We start from the raw sequence: 16,620 nt of genomic DNA on the forward strand, positions 1-16,620 counted from the left end.
TCATAGCGACGGGGCCTCCTTCAGCAGCGGGCCGCCCCAGCGGCTCTCCAGGGCCTTCTCGACGGCGGCGCCGACGCGGTAACAACGGTCGTCGGCCAGAACCGGGGCCATGATCTGCAGGCCGACCGGCAGGTTGTCCTCGTCGGCCAGGCCGCACGGCACCGAGATGGCCGCGTTGCCCGCGAGGTTGGACGGGATGGTGCACAGGTCGGCGAGGTACATCGCCATCGGGTCGTCGGTGCGCTCGCCCAGCCGGAACGCCGTGGTCGGCGTGGTCGGCGAGACCAGCACGTCGACCTGCTCGTAGGCCGCCTCGAACTCGCGCGAGATGACCGTGCGCACCTTCTGCGCCTGGCCGTAGTAGGCGTCGTAGTAGCCGCTGGACAGCGCGTACGTGCCCAGCATGATGCGCCGCTTGACCTCGGGGCCGAACCCGGCCGCCCTGGTCAGCGCCATGACCTCCTCGGCGCTGCGGGTGCCGTCGTCGCCGACGCGCAGGCCGTAACGCATGGCGTCGAAGCGGGCCAGGTTGGACGAGCACTCCGACGGCGCGATCAGGTAGTACGCCGGCAGCGCGGTCGTGAACGACGGGCAGGACACCTCGACGACCGTGGCGCCCAGCGACTCCAGCAGCTTGACGACCTCGTGGTAGCGGGCCAGCACGCCCGGCTGGTAGCCCTCGCCGGCGAACTCCTTGACCACGCCGATGCGCATGCCGGACACGTCAGGGTTCCTGGCCGCCTCGACGACGCTCGGGACCGGCGCGTCGACCGACGTGGAGTCCATCGGGTCGTGCCCGGAGAACGCCTCCTGCAGCAGCGCCGCGTCGAGCACGTTCCGCGCGAACGGCCCCGGCGTGTCGAGCGAGCTCGCGAACGCGATCAGCCCGTACCGGGACGAACCGCCGTAAGTGGGCTTCATGCCCACGATGCCGGTGACGGCGGCGGGCTGCCGGATCGAGCCGCCGGTGTCGGTGCCCGTGGACAGCGGCGCCTCGTACGCGGCAACGGCCGCGCTGGACCCGCCGGACGAGCCGCCCGGGATCCTGTCCAGGTCCCACGGGTTGCGGGTGGGGTGGTAGGCGGAGTTCTCCGTGGAGGAGCCCATGGCGAACTCGTCGAGGTTCGTCTTGCCGAGGATGACCAGCCCGGCCGCGCGCAGGCGCGCGGTCACGGTCGCGTCGTACGGCGGCCGCCACCCTTCGAGGATCTTGGACCCGGCCGTGGTCGGCATGTCGCGGGTGGCGAAGATGTCCTTGTGCGCGACCGGCACCCCGGCCAGCGGCCCGAGCTTCTCGCCCGCACGCAGCCGGGCGTCGACCGCCCGCGCCTGCTCAAGGGTGGTCTCCCGGTCGACGTGCAGGAACGCCTGGACCTTGGGCTCCACCTCGGCCATGCGGTCGAGGTGCGCCTCGGCCACCTCGGCGGCCGACACCTCGCCCGCGGCGATCATCGCGCCCAGCTCGGCGGCGGTCTTGCGGATCAGACTCATGCCTCCTCCCCGAGGATGCGCGGCACACGGAAGCGGTCGTCCTCGACGGCCGGAGCGCCGGAAAGGGCCTGCTCGGGCGTCAGGGACTGTCGCACCTCGTCGGCACGGAAGACATTGGTCAGCGGAAGCGCGTGCGACGAAGGCGGCACGTCCTCGGCGGCGACCTCGGCCACCTTCGCGACCGACTCGATGATGGCATCGAGCTGGGTGGCGTAGTGGTCGAGCTCGTCGTCGGTGAGCGCCAGCCTGGACAACCGGGCCAGGTGCGCGACCTCGTCGCGGGTTATGGCGGACATGAGTCGTTGAACCCGTTTCGTGGATGGAGTTTGGGACACTGCCATCCTAGGGGGCTTGACGCCGCAGGCCCGAACCCTTAACCCGGTGGAAACACACTCATCCGTAGAGCTGGTCCAGGCCGATGGCCAGCACGTCGCTCTCCTGGGCCAGCCCGGCCTCGAATCCCGCCCCGCCGTAGCAGACCAGTTTGGCGTCCCGCACGTCGAATCCCTTGGCGTCGAGCAGGTCGCGTGCCCTCCTGAGCCGGGCGACGTGCCGGTGCCCCATGACCTTGCCCCATTTCACCTCGCCCAGCGACAACACCCGCTTGCGCTCGCCGCGCATCGCGGGCGCGAAGACCGCGACGTCGATCTGGATCTGCTCGTGCCGTACGGGATCGACGACGGTACCCGCGCCGATCTCGCCCGGCAGCTCTCCCAAGACTTCGAATTCAAGCAGGTGGAACTGGCGGCACATCTCCTCGAAGTGCGGGCCGAGCACCTGGTCGCTGAAACTGGCCTGGCCGTCCTGCCACACGAACTCGGCCCGGCCGCTCTCCAGCGGCCCCCACTGGGGTCGCATCACGACCTCGTAGAAGTGGATGAGCGGCTCACACACGCGGTAGACCGATCGCGAGGAGCGGAAGACGTCCACCTCCCTGCGGAGCAGGTCGCTGTCCTCCAGCACGTTGAGATGATGGCCGATGTCGGACGCCTTGCGCCCCACATAGCTCGCGATGCCGCCCCGGGTGCCGTTTCCGGTGGCCACGGCAGCCAGCACGGACTTGTACATGGCGGAGTCCCGCACCTCCGCCTCCTCCTCGAGAAGGTAGCGGGCCTCCTTGAAGAGCGGGGTCAAGGGCGAGAGCACCGTGCGCCGCACCCAGTCGTCGAAGTCCTCCAGGCCGTCCGGCCTGTCGTCGTTGGCCAGAGGCAGGTACGCGGGGGTCCCGCCGGTGACCGCGTGTACCTTCACGGCCAACTGCGGATCAGTGATTCCCCAGTACTGCGCGGCGAGGCGGTAGTCGAACGGCCGGATCGCGAGTTCCATGGAAGCCCGCCCCCTCAACGGCGCGTTGCCCGCCAGGAGCCGGCCCATCACGGACATCGCCGAGCCGCACAACAGCAGGGACGCCGGCACTTCGTCGAAGACCGCCCGGTCGACGGCCTGCTGGATGATCGAGGGCAGGGCCGGCGACGCCTTGCTGAGGTAGGGGAACTCGTCGATCACCATGAGAGCGCGGCGCTCGGCGCTGACGGCGAAGAGCTGGCCGATCGCCTCGTCCCAGGTCGCGAAGCGGAACGGCGCCGAAGCCCCCATGTACCGGGCCAGAGCGGCGGCGAAGAGGTTCAGTGACTCGGTCGGGGTGCCCTCCGTCGCGCCGAAATAGAAGCCGCCCGTCTTACGTGCGAGCGACTCCACCAGGAACGTCTTGCCCTGGCGGCGCCTGCCGCTGACGACGCCGAGCCGAGGCCGGGGCCGAGGCCCGACACGCTCGACGAAGGCGGACAGGGCCTCCCATTCGGAGTCGCGCGCGAAGATCCGTTCAGGCTTCGGTATCAAGGCGCCTCCAGACATCGAACTGTACTTCGACGAAGGGTACTTCGACGAAGTGTACTTCGACGAAGTACAGTTCTGTAACGACTCAGGCCGTCTGAGTGACCTCGCTCTGGTAGCCGACCTCGATCGCCGGCGCCACCTCGCAGCGGCCCCGGAGCCAGGCGGTGGCTTCGGCGGCCGGCATGGGCTGGCAGAACAGCCAGCCCTGGCCCAGGTCGCAGCCCATCTCGGCCAGCCGCAGCGCGACGTCGTCGGACTCCACGCCCTCGGCGACCGAGCGCAGGCCGAGTGAGCGCACCAGGTCGACGATCGAGCGGACGATGCGGTCGTCGTCCTCGGACTCGGCGATGCGGCGGACGAACGAGGCGTCGATCTTGACCTCGGAGACCGCCAGGCGCTGGAGCCTGATCAGCGAGGAGTAGCCGGTGCCGAAGTCGTCAAGGGACAGCGGGACGCCGAGCGTGGCCAGCGCCTTGATGGTCTCCTGGGTGTAGGCCTGGTCGCCGGTCAGGATGCGCTCGGTGACCTCCAGCTGGATGGCGGCGGGCGGCAGGCCGTACCGGGTCAGGCCGACCTCCAGCTGCTCGGGCAGCGCCGCGTCGAGCAGGTCGCGGGCGGAGATGTTGACCGAGATCTGCACCTGCAGGCCGGTGTGCCACCAGCGGGCGGCCTGCTCAAGAGCGGCCTCGATGACGTATTCGGTGAGCAGGCGCATCAGGTACGTCTGCTCGGCCAGCGGGACGAAGTCGGACGGCGGGATCGGCCCGTGCACCGGATGGCACCAGCGCAGCAGGGCCTCCACCCCGGTCACCGCGCCACCGGCCAGGCTGACCTTGGGCTGGTAGTGCAGTTGCAGCTCGCGGTTGTCGATGGCGCGGCGCAGATCGCCCAGCAGGTTGAGCCGTTCGGGCGAGTTGCGGTCTTTGTCGGGCTGGTAGAGCTCTACCCCGGTACGCCCTTCCTTGGCCAGGTACATGGCCACGTCGGCGCGTTGCAGCAGCAGCTCGAAGTCGGGGGCGTGGTCGGGGAAGAGCGCGATGCCTACCGAGCCGTCGAGGTCGAAGCTCATGCCCTCCAGGCGTACCGGCTCGGTCAGGGCGGCCCGCAGCCTGGCGGCCACCTCCCTGGCGGCGTTGGCGTCCCGGATCGAGGGCAGCAGCACGGCGAACTCGTCGCCGCCGAGCCTGGCCACCACGTCGCCCGGACGCACGGAGTGGGTCAGCCGGTGGGCCACCATCTGCAGCAGGCGGTCGCCCACCGGATGGCCCATCGTGTCGTTGACCTCCTTGAACCGGTCGAGGTCGAGGAGGAACAGCCCGACCCGCTCGTCCTGGCGGGACTCGGCCAGCGCCTCCTCCGTGCTGACGATGAGCATCTTGCGGTTGGGCAGGCCGGTCAGCTCGTCGTGCAGGGCCTGGTGGTCGCGGCGCATGGACAGCGTGGCGGTGAAGTAGACGGCGGCGAGGGGGGCGACGAAGAGCGGCACGAGGCCGGGCGAATGGTCCATCACCACGACGACCAGCGGCGCGAGGCCCAGCAGGGCGGTGTAGACGAGCCCCTGCGGCCCGGCGGTGACCCGCAGCACGCGGACGATCGAACGCCGCTCGTGCAGGGCGACCGCCCCGGACACGAGCGCGGCCCTGGTGGCGAAGTAGGCCACCCCGGCCAGCGCGATCGCCGGCAGGTCGGCCCCGCTGGGCGTCCACGGCACGGCCGGGCCCGGCACGACGCCGAACAGCCCGAGCACCACGGCCGCGGCGGTGAGCGCGAGGGTGGACTGGGCGACGTTGAACATGACCCGGTGCCACGCCTTGCGCGTCACGACGCCGTTCATGGCGATCGCGACGGCCTGCATGAGCACGGCGGTGGACAGCCCGAAGTGCAGCAGCACCGCGAAGGTGAACATGGTCGACGGGTACGTGCCGCCGACCGCGGTCGCCGAGGACACCATCACGGGCCGCAGCTCGCCCAGCATCACCAGCACCGCCAGCACCCAGAACAACGGGGTGCGGGCGAGCTCCGCCAGCGCGACCGGATCCAGCCTGAGCATGGCCACGACCAGCGCGGTGAAGCCGATCACGGTGATGCCCGCGAGGAACGCCCAGAGCGGCGTGCCGACGCGTGGACCGGTGTCACGGGTGTCGGTTGGGTCAGTCATCGGTAACAGAACCCCCATTAGGTCACTATGGGAGGGTACGACCTTCACCCCACTTCGCGAAACCAAGCGCGTACGTTCCGTCACTTCTCCTTTCCGACATATACCCAAAAACCACTATGGGTAGCGCGGTCATCGACAGTCCGTACACGACACTGATCCCCAGCCCGCCGGGTGCGCATCCGCGGGGCCACCGAATACCAGCCCCGCCGCAAGGGCGAGCCGGGCTTCGCTACGTCTCCTCGACGACCGCCACGCGCGCCGCGGCCTCCGGGCCCTCCTTCAGCAGCAGCTCGAACCCCTGCTCGTCGAGGATCGGCACCTTCAGGCTGACCGCCTTGTCATACTTCGACCCGGCGTTCTCGCCCGCCACCAGGAACGACGTCTTCTTCGACACCGATCCGGCCACCTTCCCGCCCCGGCTGGTCAGCGCCTCGGACGCGGTGTCGCGGGTGTACGCCTCCAGCGTCCCGGTGACCACGAACGTCAGCCCCTCCAGGATCTGGGGCTCCGTCTTCTCCGGAGCGGGGCCGTCGTCCATCCGCACCCCGGCCCGCCGCCACCGCTCGACGATCTCCCGGTGCCAGTCGACCTCGAACCACTCCCGGATCGTCGCCGCCACCCGCGGCCCGATGCCCTTGACCGAGGCCAGCTCCTCCTCGGAGGCGTTCATGATGGCGTCGATCGATCGCATGGAGTCGGCGAGGTCGCGCGCCGTCGGCGGCCCGACGTGCCGGATCGACAGCGCGACCAGCACCTGCGCGAGCGGCGCCGACCTGGCGCGGGCGAGCTCGTCGACCAGCGTGCGGGCGGCCTGGCTGGGCCCGCCGTCGAGGTTGGAGAACAGGGAGACGACCTTCTGCTCGCCGGTCTCGGGGTCGAGCTTGGGCAGGCCGGTGTCCTGGTCGCGGACGACCGACCGGATGGGCATGAGCTGCTCGATCGTCAGGTCGAACAGATCGGCCTCGGTGCGCAGGACGGGCTCCTGCGGCGGCACCGGCTGGGTGAGCGCGGTCGCCGCCACGTAACCCAGCCCGTCGATGTCGAGCGCGCGCCGGCCGGCCGCGAAGTAGAGGCGCTCGCGGATCTGGGCGGGGCAGCTGCGGGCGTTGGGGCAGCGCAGGTCTGCGTCGCCCTCCTTCTCGTAGGCCAGCTCGGTGCCGCACTCGGGGCAGTGGGTCGGCATGACGAACTCCCGCTCGGAGCCGTCGCGCAACGCCGTGACCGCCCCGACGATCTCGGGGATGACGTCGCCCGCCTTGCGCAGCACCACGGTGTCGCCGACCAGCACGCCCTTCTTGATCACCGTGGCCGCGTTGTGCAGGGTGGCCCGCTCGACGGTCGAGCCCGCGACCACGATGGGCTCCATCACCGCGTACGGCGTGACGCGGCCGGTGCGGCCCACCCCCACCTGGATGTCGAGCAGCTTGGTGTTGACCTCCTCCGGCGGGTATTTGTAGGCGATCGCCCAGCGCGGGGCCCGCGAGGTGGACCCGAGCTCCCGCTGCGTGCGGAAGTCGTCGACCTTGACCACGACCCCGTCGATCTCGTAAGCCGGATCGTGCCGGTGCACCCGGTAGTGCTCGATGAACTCGTCGACCTCGGTGAGGCCGGGCACCACCTTGAACAGGTCGCTGACCGGCAGCCCGAACTCCCGCAGCCGCTCGTAGACCTCCGACTGGGCGCGCGGCACGGCCGAGCCCTCCCAGACGCCGATGCCGTGGACGAGCATGCGCAGCGGCCGCTGGGCGGTGACGCGCGCGTCCTTCTGCCGCAGCGTGCCCGCCGCCGAGTTGCGCGGGTTGGCGAACGGCGGCCTGCCCTGCTCCACGAGCTGCTCGTTGAGCTGCTTGAAGCCCTCGACCGGGATGTAGACCTCGCCGCGCACCTCGACCAGGCTCGGGATTCCCTCGCCCTTGAGCCGGTGGGGCACCCCCTTGATCGTGCGCACGTTGGCCGTGACGTCGTCGCCGACCCGGCCGTCGCCCCGGGTCGCGCCGCGCTCCAGCCTGCCGTCGCGGTAGACCAGCGCGATGGCCAGCCCGTCGATCTTCAGCTCGCACAGGTAGGGCCCCGGGTCGCGCTCGGCCAGCCGCTCTACGCGGGCCATCCAGGCGGCCATGTCGGCCTGGTTGAAGGCGTTGTCGAGGCTCTCCATGCGGTTGAGGTGGCTGACCTTGGCGAAGTCGCCCGAGACCGGCGGGCCCACCTTCTGGGTGGGCGAGTCGGGCGTCTGCAGCTCGGGATGGGCCTGCTCCAGCGTGAGCAGCTCGCGGAACCACTCGTCGAACTGCGCGTCGCTGACCGTGGGCTGGTCGAGCACGTAGTAGCGCCAGCGCGCGTCCTCGACCAGCTCGCTCAGCTCCGCATGCCGCTTGAGCGCGGCCACGGGCACGCCCCCGACCTCGGTGTCACGCTCGCTCACGCTGGGTCTCCTTCCACGTCGGACACGCTGAGGAAACGCTACCGCCGGGCCCCGACAGGAACGACTCCCCCGGTCATCCGCCCTGGGCCCAGACGCCTTCCCAGACCGAGCAGTTACCGGTGATCTTCCTTGCCGTGCCCCGGCAGACCCTGCCCTCGACGGAGAGCATGTAGCCGGTCTTGAGCGAGAACTCCAGCGGCTTGGCGCCCGAGCAGTTGCGGTACGTCTTGCGCCCCTCGCCGCCGCCGTCCTTGACCCAGCGCAGCTGCAGCCACGAGCACCCGGTACGGCCGGGGAAGTCGTACAGCCCGCCGCTGACCACGAACCCCGGCCGGTCGAGCAGGACCTTGCCCTTGGCCTTCCCGGCCCGGTCGGCCGAGTAGATCGGCCCCCAGCTCCAGATCTCCGGGTTGGCCGAGGCCCCGGCGGGGACGGCGATCGAGGCGGACGCGATCAGCATGGCGGCACCGACGGCCAGAGCGCGAGCAATCATGGCAAGGACGCTACTCAGCCGCCTTGCATCCCGCTTGCCGGATCGTCCTTGAGCACCTGGGCGGCCTTCCTGCACGCCGCCAGGGCCGCCCGCGCGTAGCGGGGCGAGGCTCCGGCCAGGCCGCAGGCGGGCGTCAGCGTGACCTTGGCGGCCAGCCCGTCGGGGGCGAACCCGAGCCGCCGCCACAGCTCCACCGCGGGCCTGGCGACCACCCCGGTGTCCGGCAGCGCGACGTCTCTGCCCGGCACGACGCCGAGCAGCAGGCCCGCCCCGGCCTCGAAGAGCTCGCCGAGCTGGTCGTCGTCCCTGCGGCGCAGCAGCGACGCGTCGACCGACACCGCGCGCGCACCGGCCCGCCGCAGCAGCGCGTAGGGCACCCCGGGCGCGCAGCAGTGGACCACGGCATCGGGGAACAGCCGCAGCGACTCCTCCACCCGCCACTCCTCGACCGCCGCCAGCCGCCCGAACCCCGACGCGGTCGGGACCGTGCCCGCCAGCACGCCCGGCAGCCCCGGCTCGTCGAGCTGCAGCACGATCTCGGTGACCCCCGGCAGCCGCCGCCGCACCTCGGCGCAGTGGTCGGCGACCCCCTGGGCCAGCGACGCGACCAGGTCGCGCACGGCGCCCGCGTCGGAGAGCATCTTGTCGCCGTACTTCAGCTCAAGGGACCCGGCCAGCGTCCACGGCCCGCACACCTGCAGCTTGAACGGCCCGGTGTAGTCGTGCGCGACCTCCTCCAGCCCGTCGAGGTCGCGGCGCAGGTGATCGACGGCCCGCTGATGGTCGCGGCCCGGCCGGTCGGCCAGCCGCCACCCGGACGGCTGCACCTCGACCGGCAGGTCGATCAGCAGCCCGGCCGTCCTGCCGATCATGTCGGCGCCGACCCCGCGGGCCGGCAGCTCCGGCAGGTACGGCAGGCCGGGCAACTCGCCGAACACGACACGGATCGCCTCAAGATGATCCTCACCCGGATGTGACCCGACCCCGGTGGCTTCCCACGTAGACATGGGCACAAGCGTAGGCTCTGCCGAATGGAGCTCACCAAACTCACGCACGCCTGCGTACGCCTTGAGAAGAACGGCAAGGTCCTGGTCATCGATCCGGGCACCTTCTCGCAGGAGCCGGTTCTCGACGGCGTCGACGCGGTCCTGATCACCCACCAGCACTTCGACCACTTCGACATCGAGAAGCTGAAGGCCGCTCCCGCCGGGGTCGAGGTCTGGACGTGCGAGGGCGTCGCGGCCCAGCTGACCGACGTGCCGGTCAAGGTCCAGGTGGTCCGGCACGGCGACGCCTTCGACGCGGCGGGTTTCCGGGTGAAGGCGTTCGGCGAGTGGCACAGCAAGAACCACCCCGATGCGCCCGTCGTGCAGAATGTCGGTTTCATGCTCGACGACGAGGTGTTCTATCCCGGCGACGCGCTCACCTTGCCCGGCGTCGAGGTGCCCACCCTCCTCGCGCCGACCAACGCCCCTTGGATGAAGCTCAGCGAGATGGTCGAGTACCTGCGCACGGTGCGCCCGGCCCGCGCGTTCTCCACGCACGACGGCCTGCTCAACGACATCGGTCTGTCGCTGGTGGACACCTACCTGGAGCTGGAGTCGGACAAGCAGGGCGCCGACATGCGCCGGCTCAAGGTCGGTGAGTCGGTGACGCTGCCCTAGGCGGCCGAGACGATGGTGGCCGAGCCGATGACCGTGTCGCCGGAGTAGAGCACGGCCGCCTGGCCCGCCGCGACGCCGGTGGCCGGGCGGTCGAGGTCGATGCGCAGGCCGCCGCCCGCCTCCTCCTCGAAGCGGCAGCCGTAGACCTCGCCGTGGGCCCTGAGCTGTACGGTCAGGTCGTCGAGGCGGGACGGGCCGTTCCAGACAGGGCGGACGCAGGAGATCGAGGTGACCTCCAGCGCCGAGCGCGGGCCGACCGTGACCGTGTTGGAGACCGGCTCGATCGACAACACGTAGCGCGGCCTGCCGTCGGCGGCCGGACGATCGATGCGCAGGCCCTTGCGCTGGCCGACCGTGAAGCCGTGGGCGCCCTGGTGGGTGCCCACCACCGCGCCCTCCTGGTCGACGATCGGGCCCTCCTCGGCGCCGAGCCGGCCGGCCAGGAAGCCGCGGGTGTCGCCGTCGGCGATGAAGCAGATGTCGTGACTGTCGGGCTTGTCGGCGACGGTCAGGCCGCGCCGGGCGGCCTCCTCGCGCACCTCGGCCTTGGTGGAGCCGCCGAGCGGGAAGATCGCGTGGCTGAGCTGCTCACGGGTGAGCACCCCCAGCACGTACGACTGGTCCTTGCCCTGGTCGACGCTCCTGGACAGCACGCCGTCGGACAGCTTGGCGTGGTGGCCGGTGGCGACGGCGTCGAAGCCGAGGGCGAGCGCCCGGTCGAGCACCGCCTCGAACTTGATCTTCTCGTTGCACCGCAGGCACGGGTTGGGGGTGCGGCCCGCGGCGTACTCGGCCACGAAGTCCTCCACCACGTCGCGCTGGAACCTCTCGGCCATGTCCCAGATGTAGAACGGGATGCCGATCACGTCGGCGGCCCGCCGCGCGTCGCGGGAGTCCTCGATCGTGCAGCAACCCCGCGCGCCCGTGCGGTGGGATTGAGGGTTGGCCGACAGGGCCAGATGCACACCAGTGACGTCGTGACCGGCCTCGGCGATCCGGGCGGCGGCCACGGCGGAATCGACGCCGCCCGACATGGCGGCAAGCACACGCAGTCCCATGACCGTTCCAGCGTACTGTCCGGCGGGGAGTGCGCGGCCATCGGCTCCGTCTGGAAGGATTCAGCGCATGCGACTGTTCGGGCGCAAGGACGAAGACGAAGAGGCCGGCCGGCCCGGCGACGGCGTGGCCGCGTTCTGGGCGTGGTGGCAGGAGGCCAGGCCGCGGCTCGACTCGCTGGTGGCGGCGGGCACCGCCGACGGCATCGAGGAGCTGGTCGCCCCCGCCGTGGCCGCGATCGACCCCGGCCTGGTCTGGGAGGTGGCGCCCGGCAGGAACGCCGCGCACGCCCTGGTGGTGACCGCGGCCGGCGACGCCGAGCTGCGCTCGCTCGCCCACCGCTGGGCCAGGGCCGCGCCGCCGGCCGACCTGCTGTGGGAGTTCCATCCGTCGCGGCAGGCCAACCCGCAGGCGCTGGAGCTGACGCTCGACGTGGGCGGGTTCGAGTTCGCGCTCGACAAGCTGGTCTTCGGGCTGCGCGTGCCGCGCAACCAGCCGCGCGTCGACGTGACCGCCCACCACCCGATCTTCGGCGAGCTCGACGAGGAGACCCGCCTGGAGGCGACGCTGCTCGCCCTCGACCGGCTGCTGGGCGAGGACGACGTCGCCAGATGGGTGGGCGAGATCACGCCCGCCACGTTCCAGCCGATCGACGCGGTCGCCGCCGTCCACCTGCCCGCCGTGGTCGCCGACCTGGCCTCGGGCTATGAGGGCGAGGAGTGGCTGCTGCTCGAAGGGCAGACCGGCGAGGGCGCGCCGCTGGTGGCCACCGCGCGCTTCCCGCTGCGGCCCGTCGACCACCCGCTGCTCGACCAGCACATCGAGATCACCCTTCCGTACGCCCACCGCGACGCCGACGGCCTGCCCGCCGGCGATTCGCTGAAGGCGTTGAGCGACTTCGAGGAGCGCCTGGCCGCCCGCCTGCTCGAACTGCGCGACGACGCCCTGCTGGCCGCGCACCTGAGCGCCGCCGGCCATCGGGTCATCCACGTCTACGCCGACCCGGCCTCCGACGCGGCGATCCACGCCAAGGAGCTGATCGTGAGCTGGCAGGAGGGCGAGCCGCGGGTCGACGTGGGCGACGACCCCGCCTGGGCCGCGGTCTCCCCCTTCCTCAGCTGAGCCCGGCCCTGCGGGCCCGCTCGACGGCCGCGGGCAGCACCTCGATCAGGCGGTCGACGTCGGCGGCGGTCGAGGTGTGGCCCAGGGTGAACCTGAGCGAGCCGCGCGCGGCCGCCGCGTCGGCGCCCATCGCGAGCAGCACGTGCGAGGGCTGCGCCACGCCCGCCGAGCAGGCCGAGCCGGTCGAGCACTCCACGCCCTTGGCGTCGAGCAGCATGAGCAGCGCGTCGCCCTCGCAGCCGGGGAAGGAGAAGTGGGCGTTGCCGGGCAGCCGGCCGGTCGGGTCGCCGTTGAGCACGACGTCGGGGACGGCCTGACGGACGCGCTGGATGAGCTCGTCGCGCAGCGCCGTCAGGCGGCGGCCCAGGGCCTCCTGCTCCTTGACGGCGGTCCGCACGGCGGCGGCCAGGCCGGCGATGGCGGGCGCGTCGAGGGTGCCGGAGCGCACGTCGCGCTCCTGACCCCCGCCGTGCTGCACCGACACCGGGGTCAGCCCCCTGGTCAGCAGCAGCGCGCCCACGCCCATCGGGCCGCCGACCTTGTGGCCGGTCAGCGTGAGGGCGTCGGCGCCGGAGTCGGCGAACGACACCGGGAGCTGCCCGATCGCCTGCACCGCGTCGGTGTGGAACGGGACGCCGTGGTCGTGGGCGACGGCCGCCAGCACGTGGACCGGCTGGACCGTGCCCACCTCGTTGTTGGCCCACATGACACTGATCATGGCGACGTCGTCGGGGTCGCGCTCGATGGCGGCGCGCAGCGTGTCGGGATGGACCCGGCCGTGTTCGTCGACGTCGAGCAGCTCGACCTCGGCGCCCTGGCTCTCGGCCAGCCACGCGGCCGGGTCGAGCGCGGCGTGGTGCTCGACGGAGCTGAGCAGGATGCGCCGCCGGGGCCCGCGCGCCCAGTAGAGGCCCTTGATGGCGAGGTTGTCGGCCTCGGTGCCGCCCGAGGTGAACACGACCTCGCTCGGCCGGGCCCCCAGGGCGTCGGCGATGCTCTCGCGGGACTCCTCGACGACCCTGCGCACCTGACGGCCCGCGGCGTGCAGCGACGAGGCGTTGCCGACGCGTTTGAGTTGCTCCGTCATGGCCTCGATCGCTTCGGGCAGCATGGGCGTGGTCGCCGCATGATCAAGATAGGCCGACGGTCGTGTCACCAGATCAGGGTATCTCGTTTGCCACTGTACCGTCCGGACGGTACAGTTGAGGCATGCGTAGGGACGAGCTGTTGGACGCGGCGGAAGACCTCCTGTGCGACCAGGGGTCGGCCGCGCTGACGCTGTCCGCCGTGGCCGACCGGGCCGGGGTGAGCAAGGGCGGCCTTCTTTACCACTTCGGCACCAAAGAGGCCCTGATCAAGGGCATGGTCGAACGGCTGATCGAAGAGTTCGACGACCTGATGGCCGCACAGCCGGACGGCACGTACACCGAGCGGTACCTCGGCGCCACGCTGATCGCCGTGCGCTCGGGGCGGCTGCGACGATGGGCGGTCGTGACGGGCGCGTCGGGGAACCTCTTCCTGCTCGCGCCGCTGCGAGAGGCGATGTCGCGATGGCACCGGGAGGGGCTGGGCGACGAGCCCGACCCGCTGGCCGCGCAGATCGTGCGGCTGGCGTGCGAAGGGTTGTGGGACGTGGCCAGCCATGACCCGCAGCTCAACTCGGAGGCGGACCTGCGTGCCCTCGAAGCCCGGCTGAGAGCGCTGCTCAAACCCGGCTGAACCGTCTGGTCCGCGTGTGTCGTGAGTCACCGTGGTCACGGGAATGTGGCAGGGTCACTCGTGGTTCAGGTGTCGGAGCTTCGATCACGGAGCTTTCCGCGGTTCTCCGCGGTTTCCTGTGATGGACCGGAACGGATGGGAGGGCGGTCTCGCGATGACGATCCCGTGCTCCCACGACCCCTGTCCCGCGGCCTTCGCCCGCTTCCCGTCCAGACCGAGCGCCCCGGCGGCGCCCGCCGTCCCCGTCAGACCGGCCCGTACGGGCTGGGCAGGCCGGACGCGCAGGCCCCCGTCAGGCAGACGGTAGGCCGGAGGGCGCGGGCGGCGGCCGAGCGGCGGTAACCGACCGGCCTGGCCGTCAGCCCGGCAGGGCCGGCCGTCCGGTCATGACGCGGGCCACGATCGAGCGCCCGGGTCGCTCACCAAGCAGGACGAGCTGACCCCGACCGACGCCGACCGGCCACCCGCTCACCGACACCACCCGCTCGACACCCACCCGCGCCCTCAGCCTGCGCCTCAGCCCACCCAAGGGCCCCGAACCGCCTCAACCCACCCAAGGGCCGCGGCCTCGGCCCGCCAACGCCCCCCAGCAGCCCCATCAACAGCTTGAGTCGCCCTGCCCCCGCACAGCCGGGCACACGGGCGGTGGGGGCCGGCCGAACGCCGGGCGAACCGGGGCGGAGGGCCGGGCGCGTGGTGGTTGGTGGTTTTGTCCCTTCGAGTGCTCATCCCCCCGGATTTCCTGGGCGCTCCCCCATGGGAGCGCCTGTTTTGTGGCGAAATAACGAGTTTGTGAGAGGTGTGCCTTATGACCCGCGACCTGAGGACGGCCCGCTACGGGGCGATCCTCACCTTCGTCCTCGGCGGCCTGATGGTGGGCACGATGACCGTGCGCATCCCCGCCCTGACCGACAAACTCGGCCTGTCCGAGTCCACGGTCGGCGCGGTGCTCCTCGCATGGGGCCTCGGGGCCCTCGTGACCATGCAGTCCATGCGACGGATCATGGCCCGCGCGGGCAGCAGGGCGGTTCTGCGGATCGGCGCCCCACTCACCGCGGTCGGCCTGCTGGCCGTCGCCTTCGCCCCGAACCTGCCCCTCCTGATCGTGGCCGCCACGTTCTTCGGCATGGCCTTCGGCACCGTGGACGTCGCCATGAACGCCCAGGGCTCCACCGTCGAGCAGGCGTACGGCCGCCCGCTGATGAACGGCATGCACGCCGGCTGGTGCGTGGGCGCCATCTCGGCGGGCGCGCTGGGCAGCCTGTCGATCGCCGCCGGCCTGTCGTTCACCGCCAACCTGGCGCTGGTCGCCCTGGTCTCGCTGCCGGTCGCGCTGCTGATCGGCCGTACGTACCTGCCGGAGGCCCCGGCGACGGAGGCGGCGCGCACGGCCCGGCACCGCATGCCGGCGATCGTCTACCTGCTCGGCGCGATCATGTTCTTCGCCTTCATGGTCGAGGGCGTGGTCGCCGACTGGAACGGCCTGTACATGCGCAACGAGCTCGGCGCGCCCGAGGCGCTGGCCGCGCTCGGCTACCCGGTGTTCGAGGCCGGCATGCTGCTGGCCAGGCTCACCGGTGACCGGCTGCGCTCCCGGTTCGGGGTGCGCGGCATGCTGGGCGTGTCCGGCGTGGCCACGGCCGGGTTCTTCACGGTCGTGCTGATGGCTCCGGCGGCGCTGGTGGCGGTGCTGGCGATGTTCTTCGTCGGGCTCGGCGTGGCGACGATCGCGCCGCTGACGCTGTCCCTGGCGGGCACCGCGACCGACGCACCCGGACCGGCCATCGCCCAGGCGGGCGCCATGGGCTACGCGGGCCTGCTGCTCGGCCCGGTGGTGATCGGCTTCCTGTCGGACGCCACCTCGCTGCGCGGCGCGCTCGGCATCGCGGTCCTCCTGGGCGTGCTGATCGCCGTGGCGTCGCGGTTCCTGCCCAGGCGGGAGGCGCCGGTGTTCGGAGCCGTTCCCGTGCGGGAGCCGGTGAAGGTCGCCGCGTAGGACATTTGTCACGCCAAGCCTCGTACATCCATCCATGTCCGATTCATGGATGGCGTGCGAGGCTTAGGCGGTTTTCAAGCCATACGTCACCGCCGTCGTCCTCGTCGGCATGGCGGTTCCCAGTTTGCTTCAGTTCGCCGTGCCGGGGCTGGAGACCGGGTGGATGCGCGATCCGGCTGGGGACGGCGCTCGTCGTCCAGGACGGCGGCGTGTTCGGCACCCTGTTCAACGCGGCCTCGCCGTGACCGCCGCCGGCCCCATGGAACGCTCGCTGGGCGCGTTCTACGCGGTCCTGTCGGGCGCCTGGACCCTGTCGGCGTTCGGCACGATCGGCGTCGTGCTCATGATCGTCCTGGCCGGGGCCGGCTTCCAGCTCGTGGCGCACCGCGACCGGGTCCCCGCCCCGCTGTTCCCCGCGGTCGCAGCGGTGGCCGCCGTCGTCCTGTGCGCGCTGCTGGACCTGCACGGCTTCGCCCTGCTGGCGGGCGTCCTGGCCGGATGGGCGCTGAAGGCGGCCGGCGCCCGGGCCGCGCTCGTCGCATCCGCCTGAGACGGCGGAGGCGGGGGGGGCGGGGGGGGGTGGGGGGGGCGCCCCCACGCCCGGCGGGAGGCCGTCGGCGCGCGCTACGAAATGAGAAGAGTATATCTGTATACAAATGGTTA

Annotated in this window: 14 protein-coding genes; 5 read left to right on the top strand and 9 right to left on the bottom strand. The window is 71.6% G+C overall.

Features of this window, described 5'->3' with window-relative positions; genetic code table 11:
• The 7 genes from gatA to AB0J46_RS13400 all read right to left on the bottom strand — a co-directional run bounded on the left by gatA (nt 1) and on the right by AB0J46_RS13400 (nt 9,407).
• Complete coding sequence (gatA, locus tag AB0J46_RS13370) at nt 1–1,491, bottom strand: Asp-tRNA(Asn)/Glu-tRNA(Gln) amidotransferase subunit GatA (protein WP_364330540.1); 1,491 nt, start codon at nt 1,489–1,491, stop codon at nt 1–3.
• Complete coding sequence (gatC, locus tag AB0J46_RS13375; protein ID WP_101787882.1) at nt 1,488–1,787, bottom strand: Asp-tRNA(Asn)/Glu-tRNA(Gln) amidotransferase subunit GatC; 300 nt, start codon at nt 1,785–1,787, stop codon at nt 1,488–1,490. Before gatC ends, gatA begins: the two co-directional genes overlap by 4 nt.
• 97 nt (nt 1,788–1,884) lie before the next feature.
• Nucleotides 1,885–3,330 (bottom strand): ATP-binding protein, encoded by a 1,446-nt coding sequence (locus tag AB0J46_RS13380; RefSeq protein ID WP_364330543.1) that lies wholly within the window; start codon nt 3,328–3,330, stop codon nt 1,885–1,887.
• 82 nt (nt 3,331–3,412) lie between these two features.
• Nucleotides 3,413–5,485: an EAL domain-containing protein gene (locus AB0J46_RS13385; protein ID WP_364330546.1), complete on the bottom strand. Its 2,073-nt coding sequence runs from the start codon at nt 5,483–5,485 to the stop codon at nt 3,413–3,415.
• Nucleotides 5,486–5,714: 229 nt separating this feature from the next.
• Nucleotides 5,715–7,907 carry an NAD-dependent DNA ligase LigA gene (ligA, locus tag AB0J46_RS13390; protein WP_364330549.1) on the bottom strand — a complete coding sequence of 731 codons (2,193 nt, stop codon included), beginning with the start codon at nt 7,905–7,907 and terminating at the stop codon, nt 5,715–5,717.
• A gap of 73 nt (nt 7,908–7,980) precedes the next feature.
• The gene (locus AB0J46_RS13395; protein ID WP_364330552.1) at nt 7,981–8,400 is read right to left on the bottom strand and encodes a hypothetical protein; all 420 of its coding nucleotides are present in this window, start codon (nt 8,398–8,400) and stop codon (nt 7,981–7,983) included.
• Nucleotides 8,401–8,414: 14 nt separating this feature from the next.
• Nucleotides 8,415–9,407, bottom strand: a complete 993-nt coding sequence (locus AB0J46_RS13400) for a methionine synthase (RefSeq protein ID WP_364330555.1) — start codon at nt 9,405–9,407, stop codon at nt 8,415–8,417.
• 24 nt (nt 9,408–9,431) lie between these two features.
• On the opposite strand from AB0J46_RS13400, the gene AB0J46_RS13405 reads away from it, so the two are divergent.
• Nucleotides 9,432–10,064: an MBL fold metallo-hydrolase gene (locus AB0J46_RS13405; RefSeq protein WP_364330558.1), complete on the top strand. Its 633-nt coding sequence runs from the start codon at nt 9,432–9,434 to the stop codon at nt 10,062–10,064.
• Here AB0J46_RS13405 and mnmA read toward each other — a convergent pair.
• On the bottom strand, nt 10,061–11,122 hold the full coding sequence (gene mnmA / locus AB0J46_RS13410) for a tRNA 2-thiouridine(34) synthase MnmA (RefSeq protein ID WP_352318938.1): 1,062 nt from the start codon (nt 11,120–11,122) through the stop codon (nt 10,061–10,063). The genes AB0J46_RS13405 and mnmA overlap by 4 nt on opposite strands.
• 67 nt (nt 11,123–11,189) lie before the next feature.
• Here mnmA and AB0J46_RS13415 point away from each other — a divergent pair, with 67 nt between their 5' ends.
• A complete protein-coding gene (locus AB0J46_RS13415) occupies nt 11,190–12,242 on the top strand; it encodes a DUF695 domain-containing protein (RefSeq protein WP_364330561.1) in 1,053 nt (350 codons plus the stop codon).
• Here the strand turns inward: AB0J46_RS13415 and AB0J46_RS13420 are convergent.
• Nucleotides 12,235–13,398, bottom strand: a complete 1,164-nt coding sequence (locus AB0J46_RS13420) for a cysteine desulfurase family protein (RefSeq protein ID WP_364330564.1) — start codon at nt 13,396–13,398, stop codon at nt 12,235–12,237. The two genes, AB0J46_RS13415 and AB0J46_RS13420, sit on opposite strands and share 8 nt — an antisense overlap.
• Before the next feature lie 53 nt (nt 13,399–13,451).
• Here AB0J46_RS13420 and AB0J46_RS13425 point away from each other — a divergent pair, with 53 nt between their 5' ends.
• The 3 genes from AB0J46_RS13425 to AB0J46_RS13435 all read left to right on the top strand — a co-directional run bounded on the left by AB0J46_RS13425 (nt 13,452) and on the right by AB0J46_RS13435 (nt 16,507).
• Nucleotides 13,452–13,961: a TetR/AcrR family transcriptional regulator gene (locus AB0J46_RS13425; RefSeq protein WP_352318933.1), complete on the top strand. Its 510-nt coding sequence runs from the start codon at nt 13,452–13,454 to the stop codon at nt 13,959–13,961.
• 808 nt (nt 13,962–14,769) lie between these two features.
• Nucleotides 14,770–15,957 (top strand): MFS transporter, encoded by a 1,188-nt coding sequence (locus AB0J46_RS13430; protein ID WP_358288701.1) that lies wholly within the window; start codon nt 14,770–14,772, stop codon nt 15,955–15,957.
• A gap of 241 nt (nt 15,958–16,198) precedes the next feature.
• The gene (locus tag AB0J46_RS13435; protein ID WP_364330568.1) at nt 16,199–16,507 is read left to right on the top strand and encodes a hypothetical protein; all 309 of its coding nucleotides are present in this window, start codon (nt 16,199–16,201) and stop codon (nt 16,505–16,507) included.
• Nucleotides 16,508–16,620 lie beyond the last annotated feature (113 nt).

This window comes from Nonomuraea sp. NPDC049758 (assembly GCF_040674635.1).
Taxonomy (GTDB): Bacteria; Actinomycetota; Actinomycetes; order Streptosporangiales; family Streptosporangiaceae; genus Nonomuraea.

Bases quoted from the DNA above. Each gene is read 5' to 3' on its own strand.
- gatA (WP_364330540.1), bottom strand. From the start codon at position 1,491: ATGAGTCTGATCCGCAAGACCGCCGCCGAGCTGGGCGCGATGATCGCC.
- gatC (WP_101787882.1), bottom strand. From the start codon at position 1,787: ATGTCCGCCATAACCCGCGACGAGGTCGCGCACCTGGCCCGGTTGTCC.
- AB0J46_RS13385 (WP_364330546.1), bottom strand. From the start codon at position 5,485: ATGACTGACCCAACCGACACCCGTGACACCGGTCCACGCGTCGGCACG.
- AB0J46_RS13395 (WP_364330552.1), bottom strand. From the start codon at position 8,400: ATGATTGCTCGCGCTCTGGCCGTCGGTGCCGCCATGCTGATCGCGTCC.
- AB0J46_RS13400 (WP_364330555.1), bottom strand. From the start codon at position 9,407: ATGTCTACGTGGGAAGCCACCGGGGTCGGGTCACATCCGGGTGAGGAT.
- AB0J46_RS13405 (WP_364330558.1), top strand. From the start codon at position 9,432: ATGGAGCTCACCAAACTCACGCACGCCTGCGTACGCCTTGAGAAGAAC.
- mnmA (WP_352318938.1), bottom strand. From the start codon at position 11,122: ATGGGACTGCGTGTGCTTGCCGCCATGTCGGGCGGCGTCGATTCCGCC.
- AB0J46_RS13415 (WP_364330561.1), top strand. From the start codon at position 11,190: ATGCGACTGTTCGGGCGCAAGGACGAAGACGAAGAGGCCGGCCGGCCC.
- AB0J46_RS13425 (WP_352318933.1), top strand. From the start codon at position 13,452: ATGCGTAGGGACGAGCTGTTGGACGCGGCGGAAGACCTCCTGTGCGAC.
- AB0J46_RS13430 (WP_358288701.1), top strand. From the start codon at position 14,770: ATGACCCGCGACCTGAGGACGGCCCGCTACGGGGCGATCCTCACCTTC.